Origin of the sequence: Natrinema pallidum DSM 3751 (assembly GCF_000337615.1) — an archaeon.
In the GTDB taxonomy this organism is placed as follows: Archaea; Halobacteriota; Halobacteria; order Halobacteriales; family Natrialbaceae; genus Natrinema; species Natrinema pallidum.
Window position 1 is genome coordinate 1 of the sequence record NZ_AOII01000005.1, and the last position, 22,841, is coordinate 22,841.

Genomic DNA, 22,841 nt, shown 5'->3' on the forward strand with positions numbered 1-22,841 from the left:
TTTCCGCCAGAACGCTGGGCGGCGCCCTTCCGGTCGCACGCCCAGCTCATCCTCCACGAACTCGGTGAGTATCTCGGTTACTCACCCCCGCCGTTGCTGGAGCGGCTGATCGAGGATGCTCAGAAGATTCACCAGCAACGTCCGGTCTTACAGGAGACGCTCGCTACCGCTACGCAACCGAGGTGTGAGTCTTAGCTAAAGACGAATGTATATCGGATGTCCTCATTATCAATCTCTTCCCGATTCCCAGTTACGCGGACGCGACCGCGCATGACACGAATCATCTGCCAGTCGAAAACACACTGAGAGTTCCGTTCTCAAATCGAATACTCTTCTGCCAGTTCAACCAAGTCGTAGACGTGAATTCCGGGTTCTCAAACACTGAGACTACTGCGGACACCGTGGTGTGAGAAAAGACAGACACCCCACCATGTCCGCTATTCTTCGAAAAAACATGTTACTAGAACAGCAGACATAGTGGTGTGATCTGACTGGCAATGAACGATCACATCTGGTCTTTCCGAAGACCTGTTATCGGAACGACGGACACAGTGGTGTCTATATGAGTACAGACACACCACCATGTCCGCTGTTCCTCGGAAAACATGTTACTAGAACGGCGGACATAGTGGTGTTAGAAAATATCGGCTTCTGAAATTGGCCTGCTCATGACTTATGACGGGGTTTAGGAGGGAAGGGTACAATATGAGATTGAAAGGAGACACCCACCCCACTACGTCCGCAGTTCTTCTGAAACTAAGCGAGAGGTGGTGCTGATAAACCGATTGTCATACAACCACCTAACAACCACTAGTATGCTTCTAGATATCGTTCGGACGATACCACTGTCTACATAATAAATCTTTCTGCATCTAGATACTGATCTCAGCGTATGTCCTTATTTGAGTGAGTTACTGCGGACACGGTGGGGTGGGTGTGTGCTGAGTATCTTTATAAACTCCCAGAACAGCGGAAACGGCGGACACTGCGGCAGGGGGNTTTAATACCTTCCACTCTAAATGTATTCCAAAACAGATGGGTAGAATGTTCGAGCGGGATCTGGATATTTACCGGAACCGAGACGCACTGAGGGAAGACTATCAACCCGATACTCTCGTTGGTCGCGATGAGGAGCTTGAACGATACAAAACGGCGCTTCAACCGGTAATCAACGGGGAACAACCGAACAACATCTTCCTCTATGGTAAGACCGGTGTTGGGAAGACCGCAGGAACTCGATTTCTTCTTGACCATCTAATCGATGACGCGGCTCAGTATGATGACATCAAGCTCACCGTAAAGATGCTAAATTGTGATGGCCTCTCAAGCAGCTATCAAATCGCAACAAGACTTGTCAATAAATTCCGGAACGAATCAAATCAGATCTCTACAACTGGATATCCTCGTTCCACTGTCTATGATATGCTGTGGGAAGAACTCGACAAATGTGGTGGCACGATCCTTATCGTTCTTGATGAGGTTGACCACATCAATGATGATAGCATTCTCTACCAACTTCCTCGAGCCCGTGCGAACGGAAATCTATCCAAAGCGAAAATTGGGATTATCGGGATCTCAAACGACTTCTCCTTTCGTGATAACCTCTCGCCAAAAGTCAAGAGTTCCCTGTGTGAAGAAGAGATACAGTTCCCGGCATATGATGCCCAGGAACTAATCCAGATCCTCCGTCAGCGCGCAGACGTAGCCTTCTATGATGGTGTTCTCACTGACGGTGTTATTGAACTCTGTGCTGCATATGGTGCTAAAGACGCCGGTGACGCCCGCCAGTCACTGGATCTTTTGATGAAAACTGGGGATCTTGCACGAGACCGTGATACCAAGACGATTACAGAAGATCTTGTCCGAGATGCTAGAAATGAACTTGAGCGAGGACGAATTCGCGAAGGAATCTCCGGATTGACTCAACACGGTCATCTCGTTCTCTATGCACTCATCACACTTGACAGAGAGGGGGAGAAACCAGTTCGGTCTCGAGATATTCGGCCCAGATACACCAGCTTTGCCAAACAGATTGGGGCTGATCCGCTTGTTCCTCGTCGGATGCGCGACCATCTCGGTGAACTCTCTATGTTGGGAATCATCTCCTCTGTCGAACGAAATGAAGGACGGCGTGGCGGAACTTATCGAGAATATTCTGTTGATATGGATATTAATATGATTCTTAGTGCACTTGACGAGACTATTACTGAGGTCGGTATCCATGAGTCAATAGCCGGTATCTTTGCTGAAGACACGACGCTCGAACAGTACACCTGAGCCTGATTCTGATATTACTGCGGACATAGTGGTGTTGGGTCGTGAACTCGTCTGGTTCAAAGTGGGTGGCCACGGATGCGGTGGCTCCTGACTTTTGTAGTTTCCTCAACTGTGTGGTAGCACTCCCTTCTCGGTAAGCGAGCGGAATGAAGGAAAGCGACTCATTGCCTCTAACCCGGGACAGTTACGCGCCCTCGAGTCAGATCGAGTGACCGCTGTGCCGCCGATTTTGATCTGTCTATAGGTGGTTACTTCCAACGACTTGTGACCGTAGTGGGCGGTGGCCTATCCTACGCTCGTGAGCAACAGCTGTCTTCGGAAAAAGAACTACCTGTCGCGGGGCAACTCGAGTTTGTCAACGGCCTCAACGAACTCTCCTGCGTCCATCTCCGCGACCGCTTCGATCCCGCGGCTCACGACGACCGGATAGAAGTGTTTGTTCTTCTTAGGCTTCCAGTCGAGTTCCTGTCCGCACTCGTAGACGAGACGGTCGAACTCGTCAAACTGCTCGTCGATCTCGTCGGGGAGGTACATGTACCGCCCGGTCCACTCTTCTTTGACGTTCACCTTGCCGCTGGAACCGCCAGACTGTTTGTCACCCTTGGATTTCTTGGAAAGTTTGTTGCGTTTGTCTCCTTCGGAGCGTTGTGCTTGTTTGGAGGGATCGGAGGGGTTGGAACTACCAGAACGTTCGCCGCTCTCTGCCGAATCATCACTCTCAGCACTCACGTCAGTCTCGGACTGTTCGTCACGTTCGTCGCCTTTGGACGGTTCGTCGTTCTGTGCGGGTTCGGAGGTTTCAGAAGGTTTGGAACTACCAGAACGTTCGTCAGCCTCGGAACTCTCGTCGGGCTCGTCCGGCTCAGTCTCGAACCGCTTTGACAACCGACTCGTCACGTCTTTCCCGCGCTCGTCCCGGTCGGTCATTCGACGTCACCTCGCGCTTCGTCTTCGAAGTAGGCAGCAATCGATAGCAGTTCATCTTCCATATCACACTCCTCCTCGTGACCGAAAATTGAGTGACCGTTGTTCCAGGCGCGTTTGATCGCTGCTCGGTTGCGAACTTCAAAGACAGGGATAAACTCGCTGAATTGGTTCTCAAACCACTCGAGCATCCCGCGTTGTTCGCTGTCGAGCGGATAGTCGACGTTCGAGACTACGATTGCCTGTTCGTTGATCGACGCGTCACTGAAATTGTCTTCGAGCGAGTCGACCTGCTTGAAGAGCAAGTCCAGGGCTCGAATGCTCGTATCTTCGGCTTCTGCAGGGATCAACAGGTTCTCACATGCGAGTAAGGCGTTGTCGGTCAACAGCCCTAGCGACGGCGGACAGTCGACTACAAGAAAGTCATAGCCGGTCACGTTCTCGAGCAGCATCTTGAGGCGCTTGCGGCCCTGCATCGCTGAGACTAAATCTTGCTCGAGCGTGAACATCCCGATGTTCGCCGGGAGAAAGTCGAACTCGTTGTGTGGAATAGTGAGCTCAGCGACTGTGTGTTCGTTCGGTGCTTTCAACGCGTCGGCGAGATTTGTCCCTTCTTCTGTGTAGCGGTCTTTGTACCCTGCACCACTCGTTAGATATCCCTGTGGATCAAGGTCAACCAACAGAACATCGTTGCCCCGTTCGGACAGCGCCCCGGCGACGTTCAGCGCGATCGTGCTTTTCCCGACGCCGCCTTTCTGATTACTCACAACGAGTCGGTAGGGTTCGGAAGGTTTGGAACTCATAATCGGTTAGCCTCTCCAATTGGTCCTAACTCGCTTATCACTTATAAAGATGGTAGGCAAACCTTGTATTACAGGTGTATTTAGAACGTTTGTCGTTCCAAACATTCACAACACTCATGTCGTTCCAAACATTCACAACACTCAAATTGTTCCGAACCTGAATATCGAACTGTTCGAGACGGTTGTCGCCACCGCGGAGAAATTCGCCAGGGACTCAGATTAGTGACGCTCACCCCATTGCACAGGTTCAGGGTGCGAGAAAAGCGGGGCAGCTCGCTTCGGACGGTTTGTCAGAGCGGCTCAACAGGACCGAAAATGGGGTCGCGATCTCGAGCGCTGATCACGCCGACTACTCCTCGTACGCCAGGTTCATGATCCACTGCGAGAAAGCGTCGCTGTCAGGATCAATCTCTTCCTCGCCGACAAACGGCGAGAGCATGTCGCCGGCCATCAGCAGTCTGAAATCGAGGTCTCGTGCGGTCGGCGAGATGAAGTAGGTGTTGTGGCCGTCGTAGACGGTTTCCTCTCGATCGACCAGTTCCTTTTCGACGAGCGATTCGACGATCCGGCTGCCCTTGCGTGAGGAGAATTCCAGTTCCTTCCAGAAGTCGCTCTGGTGGATGCCGCTGGACTCGCGGACAAGCTCGAGCCCGTCGGCTACCGCGAACACGGCGTCGTCTCCGAACGACTCCCGAACAATGTCTCCCAAAGCGATGTTCGGCGGCTGTTCGAACGTCTCTCCCCGAAGACGCTCCGCGTGCTCTATTTCATCACCGTTTCGGGTACGACCGACGGCGTCACGATCGATGTCTACGAACCGACGGCATCGGACCGACTCGGCGAGGTCGAAAGTCGATCGGGCAAGCTGTTCTTCGAGGACCGCGACCAGTATGACGACCGATTCGATGAGCGGGCCGCGACCGTGCGCGAACTCGAGGACTGATTTCCACAGGCGGAGCAGGCCGAGTGTATCGAGGCTTGACCCCGTGGCGGTTCAATCTCTTACACCAACCTATTTATTTCTCGTCCGAATATTCATCACTAATGAGTGGTTCTATGGATTTGAGCGCTGCACTGGGGACGATCACGGAGTATACGTATCAACTTGGACATGATACTACAGAGACTATCGGTGACGAAGATGACGGGGCGGAATTTCGCGGTTTCAATGTTCAACATCACACTGGTTATCATTACACGACTATCGTCGCAGATGACCGGGCATACGGCTTTGTTCACTTTGAGTTCGACATCCGCCAGAATATAGCTCGGAAGTTCGCGACAGAGTCAGATCAACCTCTTCAAAAAGCGAACGCAATACTTGACGAGCGATACATGGATCAACTCGAGGATTGTCGTCCACGCCTTCGCGAGATATTGTATGGGGGAGATAGTATCGGTGAAATACAAGAGACTGAAAATGGGACGATCCAAGGATTCACCGTGAATCGCCGTTACTACCCGACCAGCGACGATTTCTCACTTGCCAGATACGGCGATTGCGTCCGCGAAGTCGTGTCGACAGGGCGTGCAGCCTTTGAGCATCTCGCTACTCATACCGAGGTATTGGGCGACGAGATCGATGCTACGGCCGTCGATAGTGCAAGGCAAAGTAGGGACGTCAGAAAAGGATTCCAGTGAACTTCCTCGAAGTCGAATCGTAGTTTTAAGCGGATCTTAGAAATTCAAGCCTCAATCTCGTCACAACGACACTTCATTGAGATCGGCGACGCCAACCCATCCGAATAGCGCGATCGGTCCCGTTCGTTCTCGAGACGGCTGCTTTCGGCGGATTCGCTATTCGAGTCGATCGTTTAAATTCGGCCCGAGATGCTATAGCACGATATGATTTATGGATGTGGGTTTAACAGTTTCGACCACCTGAGAGTCCCGCGAACGCCAGTATCAGGGTGTATCTAATTCACTTGGATAAAATCACGTTTAACCAAGGGACTTTACGAGGGTCGACACTGTACCCCACATACGAATGTCTGGATCGACGGAACGCCGGGCTTCCTCCGGGGGGACGACCGTCCACGAAGCCATCGAGAGCTACCTGCGCTATAAGATCAACGCCGACGGTTCGAAGACGACCATGCGCTCACCACTGCGTGAGTTCGCTGACCACTGTCGAGACGAGCGTGACCTCGAGTTCGTCGACGAGCTCACACCCCACGATGTCCGCAGTTACAGCGAGCACCTCTACGACCGCGTCGTAATCGACGAGAGCCTGGCGGCTTCAACCGCTCACAACTACTTCGCCTACGTCCGAGCTTTTCTCTCCTGGTCGGTGCGAGAACAACACCTCGAGTCGAACCCGGCGAATACGAACACTGCGATGGATCCGCTTCCAGAGGACGACGGGAAGCGCAAGCGCCAGTATTGGTCTCAAGAAGACCGCGAGACGTTGCTCGAGTATGCCACCAAGCGCGTGGACATGGCTCTGGAAGAAACCATCCAGATCGATGTAGAGACGGCCTTCCGTGACCGGGCGATCGTCGTCATGCTCGATGGCACTGGGGCGCGTGGTGCTGAGTTGTTCGCCGATCCAAAAGACGACAAGCGCAACGGCCTCCAGTGGAAGGACGTTGATTTCGACGAGCGGCTGATCGAGGTCTACGGCAAGTCCCGTGAGTACGAACAGGCCCCGTTTCCTGCGAGTGTCCACGACGTCCTCAAGCGATGGTACCGTGTGCAAGAGCCGACGACCGAAGCGTGGCCCGTCTTTCCGACCGGTCACTACGGCTCGAAAAAGCGCACACTCGAGGATACACTCGGCGAGAAGGAAGTCTCTCGGGCGCTCGAGGATGGGGGTGACGCCGGGAAGACCGAGGTGCTTGACCGTCTACACCGCGAGCATGAGGTTCCGCCGCCGTCGATCTCGAAAGAGGGCGTTCGCCGGCTGTTGAAACGGCTCACCGACGAAGCCGGGATCGATCCGGACGGCGAGTATGACCATCTGACGCTGCACGGCGCTCGCCGGGCACTCGGTCGCGACCTCTATACCAGCGGGATGTCCGAAAAGGCTCAGGAAGCGTTACGACACAACTCTATCGAGACTACCCATGAGGCCTACGCCGACGTCAAGATGAAGGACGTCTCCGATTCGATTGACGACGTTCGTGGCTGAGAATGAACTTGAGCTATCCCTTACATGCAGTGTTGAACGCAAGCCGTCGCCGGTGATCAACCGCTAGATGCTCTCCTTGCAGTGGCGCCCGCCGAAGAGCTTCGGAGTGTACTTTCTGCGGTCGTGGACGAAGATATAAGGCTTCGCAAGCGCCTCTATGAGGGATTTAACGAAAACCGAGGACGATATCACGCTGGTGCAACACAGGGGAGTGCTGGCCGATGGGAAGGCCGATATCGATCTCATCGTACCACACAACCGGACGCTTTGCGCAGCCGTTTTACTCGATTTTTACCGGGTGACAGCACTAGCTGAATTGGTAGCAGGGATGCAATTAGTCGTCAGAGGGGGCTTCCATCTCGTCGGCGTTCGTAACTTCGATTCCCCCGGAGAGTTCGGTATTGGGATACGGCATATCAATTCCTTCGGCGTCGAAGCGCTCTTTGACGGCCTCGAGGAATCGGGCACGGACGGCCCCATAGCTGTGCTTCTTGGGGTCGATCCAGACCCGACCTTGGAGAACAACCGCTGAATCGCCTAACTCCGTCACAGGAGCGGTTGGCTTGGGGTCGTCAAACACGCCTTCAATACGAGATCCTTCATCGATAATGGCCTCACGGGCTTGTTCAATGTCATCCTCGTAGCCAATTCCGAATCCGACTGAGACACGACGTTTGTCGTTCGCTTCGTTATTTACTACTGCTGCGCTCGCGAGGTCACTGTTCGGGACGGTGACGAGCTGGTTATCAAAGGTGTCCAGTTTTGTCACTCGAAGTTGAATTTCGCGCACCACTCCTGAGTTACTGTCCCACTCGATCCAGTCACCTGTGGAAAACGGTTCGTCCTGAATGATGAACACGCCAGCGACGAAGTTGGCGATCAGATCCTGGGCAGCAAAGCCGACCGCCAGTGCGAGTGCACCAGCGAGGGTCGCGAACGCTGCGAGGACGACGCCGAAACCGGCGACTGTCGCGGCTAACGCAACTGCAACGACAGCAACCACTACAACGGTTGTACTTACGGCGAGATCAATAAGGGTTCGATCAAAGCCACGGTGTTCAAGCCCCCGTTCGACTGCCCGGGACATGAAGGACTTCCCAATCCAATAGATGAGTGCGAAGGAAACGACGAATAGGACAACAGTTGTAAACGCACTTATGAGATCTGGGATGTACTGTTGTAGATCAATGGGAGCCGCTTGGAGTGATATCATATCAACTTCATTCGGTACATGACTAGTTATAAGATGGGGTATATGCGACGACTTACGCGGATATGTTTAATTATTCTTCTTTAATATAATATGTAGTTGTAACGAATGTGTTACGCAAGAACGTTCGATGCTTTCGACTGCACCCACAACAAGCGACGCTCTTCTACAGCGTCACGGAACTCTACCAAGAGTGTTTGCCTACAGAAGAGCGGTTGTCCTTGAGTTCGGACTATAAATCGAGATACTGGTCTTCCCATTCACATCGCGCTTCGAATTCACGCAGTCCATGCCATGTAACTGTGTGCATGTTCGTCCGTTTGTCCAGTTCAACTTTCTTGATGAGGCCCTTGGTGACGAAGTCGTCGAGGTTCGGATAGAGACTGCCGTGATTGATCTCTTGCTCGTAGTAGTCGTCGAGTTCAGCCTTGATTGCGAGCCCGTATGGTTCCTCAAGTCAAGCAGCCACATATCGAAGGGGTCCAGATTCACGAGACGATCACAACCGTGTTAGCCACGTGAAAACGACGAGGACTTGATCCGCCTGAACAACTCCAGTCTATCCTCGGTGGAGAAGAACTCAGCTCAGGGAGAGAGGTATCACCGAGTAGTGAATTATAGTCACGCTATCCAACTACCTATCTCGAATGCTCTTTACACCTCGTGCATCCAGTGCATATTACTGATGACGAGGGACCGAACTTCCTGTAGCGGACAGGTTACAGGAATTTCGAATATTTGGAGCCCCCGTCATTCGATTCCTATGTGTGTCCAACTATTAAGTCATCGATACGAACTCTCATATATCGAATGTCTAATGAGATGCTATTTACATTACACACACTGTGCCATCTTGAGAAACCACAACTCTATATCCCTCAAAACAAAAATCAACTTTCACTTTACACTCGTGCTCTTCTGCATGATCCAAAATCCTAACTAACGCGTTTGAATCAATCTGATCATATATCGGAGCCAGACTCATATCTGAGACATTCTTCTGGTCCGCTATAACCCTCACAATCGTCTCTATAATCGACTCAGATTCCAACTGCTCAGTGCAGATTATAGCACTATCATTTGACGGGGGTTTATTGGCAGTCATATATTCTAGCCAGATATCTTTTGACGTCAGATTGAAATACATTCTCCCAAATTATGTTGGTCTCTCTTAGGATCTATCAACACGACGGCTACGTGTGTGAATGCAACTCTATCTATGTTGGTCTTACAGCTACGCTTTCGAACTCTTCTACGGTCTCAAGTAGAGCCTTGGCCCTCTCAGTGTTGGTAAGTCTCATATCCCCACTACGGGCATCGTACTCAATTAAACCATGATCTTCTAGCCGTGGTAAGTGATTATGCACTAGCCTTATTTTTGCATGCTCTATCGACCTATCACTGTCTTCGGAGACGGTCGAGCAAGCAGCGAGTTGCTGCGCGAGATCTGAAATAGTGACGAGCCCATTATTTTGGACAAGTTCATAAAGAATATAATACCGATCAGCATCAGCTAGAATCTCATAGTCTTGTTGACTGATCATGGGTATTTGATCTACCTCATACACTAAAAAGTTGACCCACCAACACTTGATCCTCAAATAATATGATGAATTCGAACAGCAAATACAAATACTAATAAAATATATAACTCATATCTAAAGTGATTTTTATAATAAGCATTTATAATTGTTTATAGATAGAATCGTCTAAGTAAATATGTCTCATACATAATACTATGTCTGACCCCATAAAAGTGATTCCTGAACGCAAAAATGTCAATCGGAAATGTTAATACAGTGTCGACTAACAAAATACATGGGCGATATTGGCGATAAAATCTCTTCAAAGATAGCTGAGAAATTCTTTGCTAACCAAGGCCATGGAGTTCTTTCGCTCGCAAAAGATAACGACAGCTATGGAATTCCGGTCTCCTATGGCTACGATCTCGAGTCGGAACGATGCATTCTTCAATTTGTAATCGAGCCAGAAAGTCAGAAACAGCAGTTCCTTGAGTCCAGTGACACAGTTACACTGACTACCTACAAATACGGTTCTGATGACACATGGCAAAGTGTAGTTGCTACAGGATCATTGCTGTCACTCTCGAGTGATGATGTTGCGAATTGGGCCGCAGCAATCTTTTTTACTCACGCTTCAAATGTCGAGACTTCTGCTCGGCAAGAAGATAGCGATACTGAGGTAACATGGTATGAACTCGAAATTGAAACTCTCTCTGGCAGAACAAATACAGGTGACGACAGTAGTGGGGCCGCATCTCGACTCGAATAGCGCCTTCAGTTAGTGAATGAGGACCGAGAGTCACAAGTAGTGTATTTTAATCATATATCCTATTCAGAAATAATGATGGAACATTTATTGGTGATGGGTAACATGTATTGACTATGTCGGCTCAATCAACTGCGACTGGGCAGAGCACCTCACTGATCAGTCCTCCATCAAATTCGGTCGGTTATGTCGTGATACTCGCAGCAGTTATAACTAGTGTGATCCACCTTTTACTCGGCCCGCAAGTTATGGGATTCAGTCAACTACTGGGAGTCCTATTTATCTTAAACGGACTTGGCTTCTTCGGGGGAACCATTCTCTACCTCACCAATTACTGGCGTCGTGAACTCTATCTCGTTGCAACGGGCTATGCGGTCGCAACGATCATTGGATTGTTCGCTTTCCAAGGCTTCAGCATTGAGGCGTTCTATATGAATGGAAGTCTCAATCCAATGGCTGTTGTTTCAAAAGCGGCTGAAGCAGTTATTGCCTTTGGTGCTGTCTATCTCTATACAGACACTGGTATGTCAAACAATTAACCGCACCACGGAACGCGTCACATCCTTCTATTTGGAAGTATAATTCGTGCTCGTCACTTACTAACGTGATCAATGAAGGAAATCTAAACGAAAAGCAGCTCGAGTTCCCCGTCCCACCGGGGCTGGGGTGTATTGGTTCCACGCGAGTCCCCAAGGGACGAGCGCGGGCGGTATGAAATTCGCCATCGGCCGTTCCGCTGGCTTCGTGCCAGAGACTACGGCGAAGCCACGGGCCACCGCGCCCGTGGTACTTCACACGATGTCCGCGTTGTCCAAATCTTGGATGAATAGGCCCGTATGAAGTCAATACCCGCTACGTGGCTCTCGCCCAAGTCGGAGATCATCCTCCTCAAGAGGACTGATGACTACCTTGTTATTTGGCCATCGGATTTTTGTATCGCTAATGATTCCCATTACAATGGGAGGCTGCTGCAGAAAGACACCACCCAATCAACTCACTAACGGTTAGGCAGCCTACGCCTCCCCAACCCCACCAACAGTTGTGTCATGATACCCAGGCCACCGACTGCACTAATGTGCGGTGGTCCTTTATTCGAAGACAGATGTGTACCGCTTCAGGGTTACATACGGACCTCACGACTCCTCGTTCGGTTCCACTTCTTGATGTCTGTCTGAAGTGAAAGTTGACTAATGCCCATAGAGACGATTTCTAGACGATCTTGAGACAGATAGTTAGTTGAATGAGTCTGAGTACGGGTCAAAATCATTATTGGAGTTCCATACGAGTAGTCAGAATGTCCATTTATGGTGCGGCCAACGCAGCAGCGCGAACGTGATCAGACGTCGGTAACGGAAGCCGACGAATATGAACATGAACATGAAAATGAGAGTGAAGAGCAGACGTGTCCTGAATGCGATTCAGGCGCTCTCGTTGCTAGCAACGATAGTAACGAAATCATTTGTGAGGAATGTGGACTCGTTATCGAAGAGCAAAATATCGACCACGGACCAGAATGGCGCGCGTTCAATCATGCCGAACGGCAGAACAAAAGCCGGGTTGGTGCACCCACAACCCAGACGATGCACGACAAAGGGTTGACCACCCAGATCGACTGGAAAAACAAGGACGCACACGGAAGGTCGATCTCCTCAAAGAAGCGGAATCAGTTGAATCGACTGCGCAAATGGCAAGAACGGATTCGAACCAAGGATGCAGGTGAACGAAACCTCCAGTTTGCGCTTTCGGAAATCGATCGCATGGCGTCGGCACTTGGTGTCCCCCGTTCTGTTCGAGAGGTCGCATCAGTGATCTACCGACAAGCGCTTAGCAATGACTTGATTCGTGGACGGTCTATCGAGGGCGTCGCAACGAGCTGCCTCTACGCTGGCTGTCGTCAAGAGGGGATCCCGCGGAGTCTTGACGAAGTGACTGAGGTCTCTCGCGTCGGGAAGAAAGAAATCGGGCGCACATATCGTTATATCGCTAAGGAACTCTCCCTCGAGATGAAACCAGCCGACCCCAAAGAGTACGTCCCACGATTTTGTTCTGACCTCGAAGTGGGTGAAGAAGTGAAGATGAAGGCGATCGAAATTATCGATGAGTCTGCTGAACAGGGTCTGCTTTCAGGAAAGTCGCCAACGGGATTTGCCGCAGCAGCCATTTATGCGGCATCACTCCTCTGTAACGAGAAAAAGACCCAAAAGGAAATTGCTGAGGTTGCGCAGGTGACTGAGGTGACGATCCGGAATCGGTATCAAGAGCAGATCGAAGCGATGGGTATCTACTGAGAGGACGATGCACTGCTGCTACGGAACGACTAGCCGCCGAACCAGCTACTCGTTGGCCGCAAACTCGCCGAGAACACGGTCACCGAACGCAAGCACGAGTAATGCGCCGACAAGATCGAAGACGATGTCGAAGAACGTGTCTTTCCGGCCGTACGTGACGAGTATCGGCTCGAGATCCAGGCGTTTCGCCGTTGCGTGAATAGCATACTCGAGGAGTTCCCAGGCGAACCCGAGACTGATGGCGGCGGCAACAACCCGAGGAACAGGATCACGATCCTTCCGGCGGCTGGCTACATAGACGATTCCGGCCAGAATCGACGAGGAATGTGCGTGTGTAAGGTGATCCCACCACCAGACGTCGTCATAGGGACCGAGCATACCGACAGCATGAGTAACCATCGCAGAGTTTACATAGGCTCGCTGCCACGGTCGGAGTTTAACACCATACGCACGCGTGACGACCGTAGGAAGATATGTGCCGATCGCCGCAACGACGGCATTGACGACCGCGCCTGGATCCCGGCGTCGGAGTCCGACGAGGAACACCGTGAGTAGCGTATATCTGGCCTCACGACCCACTCCCTGTTCAGCTGTCGACATTTTCTGTATACAATAGACTGACTACGCAGACCACATAGCAGTATCGTCCTGAAGACGGACCCAGACGCCCCAGATAGTTTTAGTTGTACTCGTCCATCGTTCTCAGTGACAGTCATAGACTCTCGATGCATGCTGACGACGATCTAGAACTGATTTCATCACAGTTGATGCGTGTTCCTGCTTGCGATTACCGGAGTTCGAGACGGAGAGAGAGCCGCCAGAGAGGACTCCTAGTTTTAAGTGATATCCATGACTATCAGTGAGGCAAGAAGATAGGAGAATATACCCACCGCTCGTCGATGTGGGTTGCAGGAGAAGGGGGCGTCAATTCGCCCCCGAGTTGGCTACTCAATCCTGCAACCCGGATCGGTATAAAAGTTTGCCTCTCGAGGAGCCGTGGCACTGTCCAGCATGGTGTCTCGTCTCCTTCGAGAGTCGTCTCTCCCCAGCAGCATCGCGACTGACCGACAACCAGCAGTACACGACCACGACTACAACGACCCTCCATGACAATTGGAAAAGATCCGGACGCAGTTGACGCAGAAACGCCCACTGATCACGACGTTGCCGCAGCTCTTGGCTTTGACACCGTCGAAAAGTACATTAGCACAGATCAGACGGCCAACGACGGTGATGATGACCTCCCGAGTCGCGAAGAGATGTGGGCCATCATCCAAGAACTGGTGCAGATGATCGGCGACCTCCAGCAGGGACAAAACCGCGCCGATCGCAACCGAAAGGAGATTGCCAGTCAACTCAACGAGGTCACCGAGTCGATTGACGAAACCGACGAGACGGCTGACCAAGCAAAGGAAATTGCGAAGACTGCGAACGCAAACGCTGAGCAGGCCAAGTCGATTGCCGAGACTGGTGAGACTGCGTTCGATCGCGAGGATCCAGAGGAACTGCCTGGTGGCCTCGAGCCCTCGAGCAGTCCGTTGGACTTCCTTGCGAACTGCCGCCAGCACCGTGTCAAAAAACATCTCGTCGACCAGGGGACACCGCGGAAGAACCGATTCCGGGCACTTCTTGTGATGAAGCGCTGGGAGGAGTTCGCGACGAAGCGCACGAACGGGGGCGGCATCTTCTGGACGCGAGACGATGTCCGGGATGCGCTTACTGCAATCCTTGGAAAGCGTCCCCACGCACAGACACTCAAGCGTGTGTGGAACGAGATGATCGCGATCGGAAGTTCGGACGTCGATGTCACTGAACGACGTATCTCTGCGAAACAGACACCAAAAGAGATCATTGCGATGGATCTCGAGACTGCTGAGGGACTGCTTGACGCCCGCTACCACCACCTCGAGTTGCTTGATGTAGATGGACAGGTCACTGGTGGCGTCACACCCGTTGTGACTCAGAACGACAGGGCAGAGGTGTGAGAAAGCGGTTGACTTCATCCCGAGAGGGAGCATCTCTCTAACGAGCACACCGAACGGATCTGGTCGTCGTCGTGGTCCGACGACATCGCCGCTACCAATAGCTGCAGGTGTAAGAGAAGATCCTCCCTTTCAGAGACAGTATTTGTCCTTCTAACGCTCGTTCTGGGGGTTCGGCTTTGGATCTACTCACAACGGGTGTGACCATGACCGGTCAGTTATGATCTGCACGATCGCTCTTTCACAGGAGAGGATCGTCGTGAGATCGACATGGTGAGATCCTGTCCAATAGAACGCCATGAATCACTGGGTAATATTGTGGTAATTAAGAAAGTCTGATATGACTTCAATCAAAACGGCGACTTGGGCGTGGGGAGAGTCAGGGGACAACCGTCCTCACGCTCAGTCAGAGGCACATCTCAGACACACGGTCCGTGTCGAATACTCGTCTCCGCACGAGTCGTCTGGGATAGACAGTACAACGTGGAGGGTGGGAGTGGCGTTCGGTAACTCCGGTGGCACCCTGTCCGGGAAGTGATTTCTGGTCAGAGTGTGTTACTCAACGAGTTCTGACTGTTCTTTGACCGTGAGTTCTTAGTCGCGTCGCAAAGCCGTCTCGAGTGTGCCGCTGTGAGTCACAATGGGATCTTCCGACAGACAGTGATACTGCATTAGAATGGCGTGAACTGAGTGCACGTCGTATAGAGATCGTTAGAGATTGGCACTACATGACTGTCTACTCACCCACCGCTCGAAACTCGAGACTGCTTTGAGACGGCATCGAATTCTCAGACAGGCTCTGAAGGGTGTTTATGAATGTGCAGAACCGAGCGGGAGGTATGGAGATTTCTTACGAACATGCTAATCCGAGGACGGGCAACGAATCCTTTCTTCTTCGGGTTCAGAAGGAATATGAGCAGCAGACGCCCTGTATTCTCGTCGATGCGGGAGACGGTGTCGACACATCGGAACTACTCGCTGACGACGAATACTTGGCAGCAATACTTCTCACGCACGCGCATCTCGATCACTATAAATCGCTGGACGAGGCCCATCGTGATGGCGCACCGATTCTCACATCCCCCGGGACAGAAGCGATTCTTGAGGACGTCTTAGCAGAAGGTGTACGACATCATTCGATGTCAGATCCAGATGCGATACTCGAACGGGTCGAAGCGATCGATGGCTGGGTCGATGTCGTCGGTGATGACATTAGCGTGGCTCCCGTACCAGCGGGGCATACACCAGGGGCGTGCGGATTCCTAATTCGAGCCCGTGACGGACAGGAGAGTTTTCGAGCGCTCGCTACCGGTGACTTCACACGGCGTGATGCTGGCGGATACGTCGGGTTCGATTCGGAACAATTTCTCGAGGTCGATGCGCTGTTTCTTACGGCCGCAACAAACGATGACGTTGACGAGACGATTACTGACATTCTCGAAACGCTCGCTGCTCGTGCGAATGCTGGGTCGAAGACCCTCTGTACGGCAAGCGGGCTAACGGGTGTTCACTTAACGACGCTTCTCGGAAGGATCGAACACGAACTCGGCTATTCGATCCCAATTATCCTCGTGGGACAAGTCGCAAAACTCTACGATGCGCTGGAATACGACTATCCGAACGTAGAGACTATCCCTGAGTTTTCGGTTCCTCATAACTGCCTCGAGGCAGGGACTGTGACTCTCGCCGGGCCGGAGGTTCCAGTCGAAGGAAGTAGCGAACGACTCTTCGAGGCGATTCGTGGTGATGGGAACGCAACGCTAGTGCAGGTGCAGGGTGGAAATACGACTGCGAAAGACGCTGGCGATTTCGCTGGAACCGTTTTCTCATTTAAGTTCTCGAATCATCCAACTGAAGCGGTCCTTGACGAGGTCGTCGAAACGATCGCTCCGACTCACGTAGTCATCACCCACCAGAGTGGTCGGTCCCTGACACGGTATAAGGACAAATGGGACGCATATACGTGGGCAACTGGGGATTCCGGTTCGGAACAGTTGTATCAGAACGGGAGTTTCTGTCCCCCGAATTGGATCGGTGATGCCGCAAAGCAGCGCGTGCGAAACCGTGACGAGCAACGAAGTGTGATTGACGTCGGGGACGGGGTCCTGCAAGCAGCAGCGAGTGTTCCGGAACTTGAACGTCGAGAAACGGCTGCCCTCGAACGGGAAGGTGTTGACGTCACTCGTCTCCGTGACGAACTCCATATCGGTCACAGCGAAGAGGAGGTGGCGACTAACACCGTAGAGCCCAAAGCGGGGACAGATCCCACGCAGAACGCATGCGTTGCTCCAACTCATGCGACTGATGGTGGATTGTATCGAACCGTCGGCCAGCCATCGAGTGACAATGAATACATTACACCGGATCCGGAAGAAGTAGCTGACAAAATCGCTAATCCGACCGTCGTTAACGTGTTGTGCGATTCGGCGTCAGCGGAGAGCGATCCCTCCTCGGACGGTACTACTGCTGAGCGGACATCGAAAGACAATAAGATGGAAATCAGTGGAAAAGACGCCGATAGCAGTGAGGAGGATGATTCCGCTACTGAGGCGGAAACCGCCGATGAGACAACGGAGAGCGAGTATACAGAGCAAACTGAGAACAGGGGCGAGGACGAGAATACGTCAGATTCGGATCCAACAATGAGTGAAACCACAGCTGAGATGGCAACAGGAGCGGTGACCGATGAAACAGTAACCGTTCAAATCGATCCCGTGATTCGAACACTCACTGAATATCAGGCTAGTAACGAGGGTGAATCGACCGAAGCGTTCGTCAAGTCTGCAATCAGAACGTACCTCGCAGAAGCGCTGCGCGGCAACGAACCATGGTCTGAAACAACAAGAGTTACCGAGCGAAAACTCACGATCGATGCCGATCCAGCACTCGAACAACTCATTGCAACTACGGCTGCGAACAACGACGAATCAGACGCGAAGTCTTTCGTTGTTCGGACGCTCTGCGATGCAATCGGTCTCGACATCGATGACCGCGAGCTACCGATCGGTGCCCTCGAAGAGATGGACGAACTCATCGTTGCAACGACCGAAAACGATAGCTGTCCCCACGAAGCGAAGGACGAAGTCGTTCAGGCGGCTCTTGAGCGACGAGTGTTATAATTGACGCTTATCCCGAGAAATTGTAACAGAGTCGTCTCTCGAACCAACTGTCTGGTGCGTTGAGTTTTAGAGCACGCTCAACACGATCATGACCGCTCCCGTTGATCCTCTGGTTGCTCACACATAGCGCTGAGACGTGGGTTCTGGGCTGTCGCTTCTTGATATCACGCGATATTACAATCTGCTGTGGAGACTGTTCATTAAATGTGGTACTTCGTAAGTAGTTCTCCTTTCGAGAAGACAGCGGCGTCTCGAGCCGGATAAATACTATTAGTAAGGGCCATGGGAAAGTTTATATAGAATGGCTAATAAGAGTTCTATGCTAATAAGACTCCAAAACAATAAAGCAGAGGTCGCATTCCTATGGACACTATCATCCCACAAATCGACGCAGTACCACGCCTTTCGCACATCGGACCAACTGCGGCCTCCATTAGATCGCAAGACGCACTGGGCGAACAGTTGCCCTCCGCTGAGACTGTCTTTCGTCGTCTTGGAATAGAGTACAATGACTGGATCGGAGCGACCCACTATGGGTGTGAGCTTCGAGGTGCTGTTCGAATCATTGCGGACAGATATCTGTACCATGAACACGGATACATCACATCAGTCGACAGAATCATCGCCGGAATGCCCTGATTCGGTGACTAGGATCCGACAAGCGTGGAGACGAGTCGTGCCAGTAGCAATCACGCTTGCTGTGTGGCTGGCCTTCTTCGCCCTCGCTTCTGGATCAGTAGCTGCCCAGTCAAATGTGGGTGATGTCTACTGTGGTACCGGTGTCGAGACTGGCATTGGCATCGTCTTCGGTGCTGTTGCTGGTCTCGGTCTTCCTGCAACGGGATTCTACGTCGGTCGAGCTGGCCTCTCGTACATGCGTGCCGGTGGAAACCCTGAGAAGAAGAATCAGGCCAAAGAGAGACTCGTGATGTCGTGTGTCGGGTTTGTGATCATCGTCCTTGCGCTGATCTCACCCGAACTGATTGACAAGGTTGGCAGTCAGATGGGATTCGGCTTCTCAGATTGTGTCCAACCATTCTGACCCACCAGAGCAGAGCTTGCGGTTGCCTGAAGCTCAATGACCACACCACGTGCAATCAACGCTGCCCTCATGCTTCTCATCGCGAGCGGAGGCGCTGTGTTCTTGGCTGTCGGTGTTGCTGTTGCCCAGCCGAATCCGAGTTCGGATACAGCGATCCCTGCTGATGGGCCCGATTACGGCGTGAACGAGACACGGTTCCCGCTGTTGTGGTCGGACGATCTCGATCAGCAAAACCGCTCGAGCGATGAATTCGAAGAGACAGTTTCCTCTGCGCCGGAGTTTGCGACCCGGCTTGCAGGGTCGACAGATGTCCCGTTCGAGAAGCCAATCGACGATGTCGAGAGGTGGAACAGCGGTGATCTCCAGGACTTCGACCCTGGCGGCGAGAAAACCTCTGTCCATCCAGAACGGGCACACCTCGAGGATGGGCTCTACATTCGGGATGCATACACAAGTATCGCGGCAGTCCAGCCGTCGACGGTGCTGCACTCGGGGAATACCTCGACGCGGTACGTCACGCCAGACGGCGAGGTCCTTGCGATAGCCGATTACCGGGTCCGTGTCCCAGACGATGACACGAGCGGCTCGGTTCGCCATCACTGGTCGATTGCTGATACTGCCGTTGACACAGTTGTCCTACAGACAGATAGTTGGGTGCTTGACGCTGATCGTGGCCATCGCTCCACGCTCGAGTATAGGAGATTGTCGGGAGCACAGAATCTGACTGTCGAGGCCACAATCACTGCTCGCCTTCGGCATGAAACCCGGACGTGCACTAATTACAATAGCACAATCGGATCCTGTGAGGGCTCGTGGGAGACGGAGGTCGACTATCCAACCGAACAGGTAACAGCGACTGACTCTCGCCACACAGTTGTCTCGCAGATTGACGATAGAGGCGGGAAGCGCGTTACGTTCGAGAGCGATGCGACTCACACTGGTGTCGTCATCCATCCGGGAACTCGGTGGTCTGCAATCGATGTTGGCAGTGATGCGCGCTTGCGTGGAAACTGGCGGTTTTATTCGGCGGGCGTCGACGGCTGGCGGACGATGGTGTCTCGGACGGAAACAGGGACGACTCGGATGAACTCGTCCGTTCGTCCGGCACAACTCCACGCTATCCCCACGCAGAAACGGCCGGATATGCCGAGCAAGGCAACAGAGGATGCTGAGCCGCCGTTAGTGATCGAAGAAGCGTGGGGGAGCAAACACGCTGGCCCGTCCCTCTCGAGCGAGATCGCCATTCCGACGGTTGACAACTATACGAATGCGACATCGATCGCCGTCCGATCAGAGACGCTTCCAGCAGCCACCTTCGACGAGGTGACCGTTCACGGGATCGTTCGTGGCCAGTCAGAGACGATTTCGGTCACCGACAACGGAACCGTTCGTGACACCACTCTCGAGTTGACGGTTCTCGAGTCAAACTCGTCGGGAACGCTCGTGCAGGCCACCGTCACGGAGACGACGACTGGCGATCCGGTCACGACTGGACGAGTCGATGTCGGTAACCAATCGGCTGCGCTGAACGCGAGCGGAATGGCCGTTCTTGAACTCGAGAAGCGGCCGTCGTCGCTCATCGATGGCCAGTACGTTCCCGCAGACTGGTGGCGTGCCGATCAGTTGTACTCAGCAGCCGAGGATCGGGCGACGGTTCCCCCGAACTACCCCAAGTTTCAGAAGCTTGTCCAGCTATTCCTCGTGACGCTGCTCTGGTTCCTCCCGGTTGCTCTGGCTGTCTACGGTTTTGACTACCTGACTGACGGTGCAGTCCTTGGACTACGAGATCATCAATGACAGAAAATACCAATCGAGACGACAGTGGTATCGCTCGCCGAGCAGTCCTTGCCAGCCTTGGTGTGAGTACAGTCGCCCTTGCCGGCTGTACGTCGGACACGTCCACAGACCCATCAAACAGCAGTAACAGTACGGATGGCAACGGAATTAGCGCGGAAGGGAGTGACGTCTTCACCTCTGTCGAGATGGGTGACGCAACCCTCGAGATTGAGGTTGCCAATGATGCCTCAGTTGAGTTTATCAGCCTCATCGATCCGAACGACGAGTTGTTCGACCAACAGCGTCTCGCAAGCGGTGAGACCACGACATCGTTCGAAATTCTCGGTCGCTACGAGGACAGTGTGCCCACTGGGGACTACGAATTGGTTGCTCTCGATGGAGACGAGCAGGTCGATACGACGACACTCACGCTCGAGGCGGAGTGTGCGATTACGGATGTCCTGTGGGCAGCGGAGAACCCCGATATGGAGTGGGACAAGAATTCGCCTGTCTGGGACAAAAATGCAGCCGTCTTGATTGAGAATAAGGGGAATATCCCGTCGCTGCTCACTGAAATCCAATGGACAGGAGCGCCAATCAATCATCTCCTTTCGACTGAGACAAAATCATACTACCACGAAACGCGCTTGCCGCCCGGTGAGACTACCACCGTATATTCCGGTGGGAGAATTTATCGAACCGAGAGTCCACATAGCTCCGTTGATTGTGGAGAACTTGGGACTGAATCTCTAACCGTGACGGCTATCGTCCAAGTTGGCGATAATCCCTCGTATTCACAACAGATTAGATATGGAGGTACAGAACAGTCGTGCGATCTCACCATTACCGATAACGGTTCAGAGGACTCCTTGTCGGAGAATGGTGATCTCTGATGGCATGGTTAAGACAAGAGGTCAAGGGAGCAATCGAGGATGTCGTCGAGGATATGACAGAGATGCTCCTTGGACTCATGAACACCATTTATGAGGGTATCCTATCTCCGATCGTTGGTGTTCCAGCACCGACATCTGATTCGGGATATATGGTTATCGGAACGCCAGATAATGAGCCTTGGGCTAGTATATACCAAGATGTCTATCTGAAGTATGTGATGCCCCTGACTATTATGATTCTAATCGTTGCCTTCGCATTTATTGGGCTTCGGGCAGGCTCGATTAGCGAGTATCGGAGGAAACGACTCCTGCGGCGGCTAGGGCTTGTATTTATGGCGACATTCGTCTGGTTCCCTCTAGTCTCTATTCCGTTGCAATTTATCGACGCAGTCGGAATGACAATTGCTCCAATTAACGACATGACTGCAAATTTCGAGGGGCTGATCAAAGGAGCACTGGGAGGAATCTTCGCCATTCTTGCGATGGTCGTATTGTCCAATGTGGCACTCGTCGTAGCTGGATTTATTGTTGCCTTCCGAGAAATTGGGATCCTTGTCCTGACACCAGTTATGCCATTGTTGGGTGTTCTCTGGGCGCTCGAGATATGGCCATTCACTCCAGCATCCAACATGGCACGTCGTGTCGCTGGGATCTATCCAGGGCTTGTGCTTGCGGGGCTTCCAGCAGCGGTCTTATTTCGAATTGGCTGGGCAATTGACCTGAACACTACGTTTGAAGGGATATACTCCGTTTTTGTCGGACTTGCACTGATCCCTGCAGCGATTATCGCGATGGTCATGACGGTCTACTGGAGTAGCCCTGCAATGCGGACGATCGCCCAGAAAGGAGCATCTACGACGAATCCTGCAGCGGCCAAAGCNGGCCAGACGACACTCGGTAGTGGAGACTCGAGAGCATACAAGCTCGGCTCTTCGGCCCGCTCGACGAAGGATCACGCCGGCCGCTACAACAACTTGCGGAAGTCGAGGACTGGGCGGATGCGCGATAAGGCCGCTGATGACGCTCGGAAAGCCACACAGAAAGCATCGACTCGAGCGAAGCGTGGCCTCAAAAACACGAAAGAGAAGGTTTCGCGGTGGTGAATTCG

At 52.5% G+C, this 22,841-nt stretch carries 20 protein-coding genes and 2 pseudogenes; 14 read left to right on the top strand and 8 right to left on the bottom strand.

Annotated elements, in window-relative coordinates; translation table 11 throughout:
• Both C487_RS00155 and C487_RS00160 read left to right on the top strand, forming a co-directional pair.
• Positions 1 to 195: pseudogene (locus C487_RS00155) on the top strand (IS4 family transposase); the annotation flags it as partial.
• Between the two features lie 849 nt (positions 196 to 1,044).
• Positions 1,045 to 2,277, top strand: a complete 1,233-nt coding sequence (locus C487_RS00160; protein WP_006183624.1) for an orc1/cdc6 family replication initiation protein — start codon at positions 1,045 to 1,047, stop codon at positions 2,275 to 2,277.
• Positions 2,278 to 2,604: 327 nt separating this feature from the next.
• Here C487_RS00160 and C487_RS00165 read toward each other — a convergent pair whose 3' ends face one another.
• The 3 genes from C487_RS00165 to C487_RS00175 all read right to left on the bottom strand — a co-directional run bounded on the left by C487_RS00165 (position 2,605) and on the right by C487_RS00175 (position 4,704).
• The gene (locus C487_RS00165) at positions 2,605 to 3,204 is read right to left on the bottom strand and encodes a hypothetical protein (RefSeq protein WP_006183625.1); all 600 of its coding nucleotides are present in this window, start codon (positions 3,202 to 3,204) and stop codon (positions 2,605 to 2,607) included.
• Positions 3,201 to 3,968 (bottom strand): ParA family protein, encoded by a 768-nt coding sequence (locus tag C487_RS00170; protein WP_006183626.1) that lies wholly within the window; start codon positions 3,966 to 3,968, stop codon positions 3,201 to 3,203. The genes C487_RS00165 and C487_RS00170 overlap by 4 nt, the downstream gene beginning before the upstream one ends.
• Positions 3,969 to 4,353: 385 nt before the next feature.
• Positions 4,354 to 4,704: a helix-turn-helix transcriptional regulator gene (locus C487_RS00175; RefSeq protein ID WP_049907730.1), complete on the bottom strand. Its 351-nt coding sequence runs from the start codon at positions 4,702 to 4,704 to the stop codon at positions 4,354 to 4,356.
• 57 nt (positions 4,705 to 4,761) lie between these two features.
• Between C487_RS00175 and C487_RS00180 the strand changes: the two genes are divergently transcribed.
• From C487_RS00180 to C487_RS00190, 3 genes are all read left to right on the top strand, one after another.
• The gene (locus tag C487_RS00180; protein WP_006183628.1) at positions 4,762 to 4,947 is read left to right on the top strand and encodes a hypothetical protein; all 186 of its coding nucleotides are present in this window, start codon (positions 4,762 to 4,764) and stop codon (positions 4,945 to 4,947) included.
• Positions 4,948 to 5,048: 101 nt separating this feature from the next.
• Entirely contained in the window at positions 5,049 to 5,645 is a 597-nt protein-coding gene (locus tag C487_RS00185; RefSeq protein WP_006183629.1) for a hypothetical protein, read from the top strand.
• Between the two features lie 346 nt (positions 5,646 to 5,991).
• Positions 5,992 to 7,134: a tyrosine-type recombinase/integrase gene (locus C487_RS00190; protein WP_006183630.1), complete on the top strand. Its 1,143-nt coding sequence runs from the start codon at positions 5,992 to 5,994 to the stop codon at positions 7,132 to 7,134.
• A 334-nt stretch (positions 7,135 to 7,468) separates the two neighbouring features.
• On the opposite strand, the gene C487_RS00195 is transcribed toward C487_RS00190, so the two are convergent.
• The 4 genes and pseudogenes from C487_RS00195 to C487_RS19090 all read right to left on the bottom strand — a co-directional run bounded on the left by C487_RS00195 (position 7,469) and on the right by C487_RS19090 (position 9,888).
• Entirely contained in the window at positions 7,469 to 8,347 is an 879-nt protein-coding gene (locus C487_RS00195) for a mechanosensitive ion channel family protein (protein WP_006183631.1), read from the bottom strand.
• A 229-nt stretch (positions 8,348 to 8,576) separates the two neighbouring features.
• Positions 8,577 to 8,801: pseudogene (locus C487_RS19085) on the bottom strand (PadR family transcriptional regulator); the annotation flags it as partial.
• 372 nt (positions 8,802 to 9,173) lie between these two features.
• A complete protein-coding gene (locus C487_RS21925) occupies positions 9,174 to 9,491 on the bottom strand; it encodes a HalOD1 output domain-containing protein (RefSeq protein ID WP_394295582.1) in 318 nt (105 codons plus the stop codon).
• A gap of 70 nt (positions 9,492 to 9,561) precedes the next feature.
• Positions 9,562 to 9,888 carry a DUF7344 domain-containing protein gene (locus C487_RS19090; protein ID WP_006183632.1) on the bottom strand — a complete coding sequence of 109 codons (327 nt, stop codon included), beginning with the start codon at positions 9,886 to 9,888 and terminating at the stop codon, positions 9,562 to 9,564.
• 274 nt (positions 9,889 to 10,162) lie between these two features.
• Here C487_RS19090 and C487_RS19095 point away from each other — a divergent pair, with 274 nt between their 5' ends.
• From C487_RS19095 to C487_RS00205, 3 genes are all read left to right on the top strand, one after another.
• On the top strand, positions 10,163 to 10,636 hold the full coding sequence (locus tag C487_RS19095; protein WP_006183633.1) for a pyridoxamine 5'-phosphate oxidase family protein: 474 nt from the start codon (positions 10,163 to 10,165) through the stop codon (positions 10,634 to 10,636).
• 113 nt (positions 10,637 to 10,749) lie between these two features.
• Positions 10,750 to 11,172 carry a DUF7475 family protein gene (locus C487_RS00200; RefSeq protein WP_049907725.1) on the top strand — a complete coding sequence of 141 codons (423 nt, stop codon included), beginning with the start codon at positions 10,750 to 10,752 and terminating at the stop codon, positions 11,170 to 11,172.
• 765 nt (positions 11,173 to 11,937) lie between these two features.
• Positions 11,938 to 12,921, top strand: coding sequence for a transcription initiation factor IIB (locus C487_RS00205; RefSeq protein ID WP_049907726.1), 984 nt, complete (start codon positions 11,938 to 11,940; stop codon positions 12,919 to 12,921).
• A gap of 45 nt (positions 12,922 to 12,966) precedes the next feature.
• Here C487_RS00205 and C487_RS00210 read toward each other — a convergent pair whose 3' ends face one another.
• Entirely contained in the window at positions 12,967 to 13,521 is a 555-nt protein-coding gene (locus tag C487_RS00210; RefSeq protein ID WP_049907727.1) for a hypothetical protein, read from the bottom strand.
• A gap of 506 nt (positions 13,522 to 14,027) precedes the next feature.
• Between C487_RS00210 and C487_RS00215 the strand changes: the two genes are divergently transcribed.
• The 6 genes from C487_RS00215 to C487_RS00240 all read left to right on the top strand — a co-directional run bounded on the left by C487_RS00215 (position 14,028) and on the right by C487_RS00240 (position 22,836).
• Positions 14,028 to 14,906 (top strand): methyl-accepting chemotaxis protein, encoded by an 879-nt coding sequence (locus C487_RS00215; protein WP_006183637.1) that lies wholly within the window; start codon positions 14,028 to 14,030, stop codon positions 14,904 to 14,906.
• Between the two features lie 836 nt (positions 14,907 to 15,742).
• A complete protein-coding gene (locus C487_RS00220) occupies positions 15,743 to 18,022 on the top strand; it encodes an MBL fold metallo-hydrolase (protein WP_049907732.1) in 2,280 nt (759 codons plus the stop codon).
• A 586-nt stretch (positions 18,023 to 18,608) separates the two neighbouring features.
• On the top strand, positions 18,609 to 19,064 hold the full coding sequence (locus C487_RS00225; RefSeq protein WP_345775599.1) for a pilin: 456 nt from the start codon (positions 18,609 to 18,611) through the stop codon (positions 19,062 to 19,064).
• 1,143 nt (positions 19,065 to 20,207) lie between these two features.
• The gene (locus C487_RS22135) at positions 20,208 to 20,861 is read left to right on the top strand and encodes a hypothetical protein (protein ID WP_449406421.1); all 654 of its coding nucleotides are present in this window, start codon (positions 20,208 to 20,210) and stop codon (positions 20,859 to 20,861) included.
• Entirely contained in the window at positions 20,858 to 21,733 is an 876-nt protein-coding gene (locus C487_RS00235; protein ID WP_241431038.1) for a hypothetical protein, read from the top strand. The genes C487_RS22135 and C487_RS00235 overlap by 4 nt, the downstream gene beginning before the upstream one ends.
• Entirely contained in the window at positions 21,733 to 22,836 is a 1,104-nt protein-coding gene (locus C487_RS00240) for a hypothetical protein (protein ID WP_006183643.1), read from the top strand. The genes C487_RS00235 and C487_RS00240 overlap by 1 nt, the downstream gene beginning before the upstream one ends.
• The last annotated feature ends 5 nt before the right edge of the window (positions 22,837 to 22,841 follow it).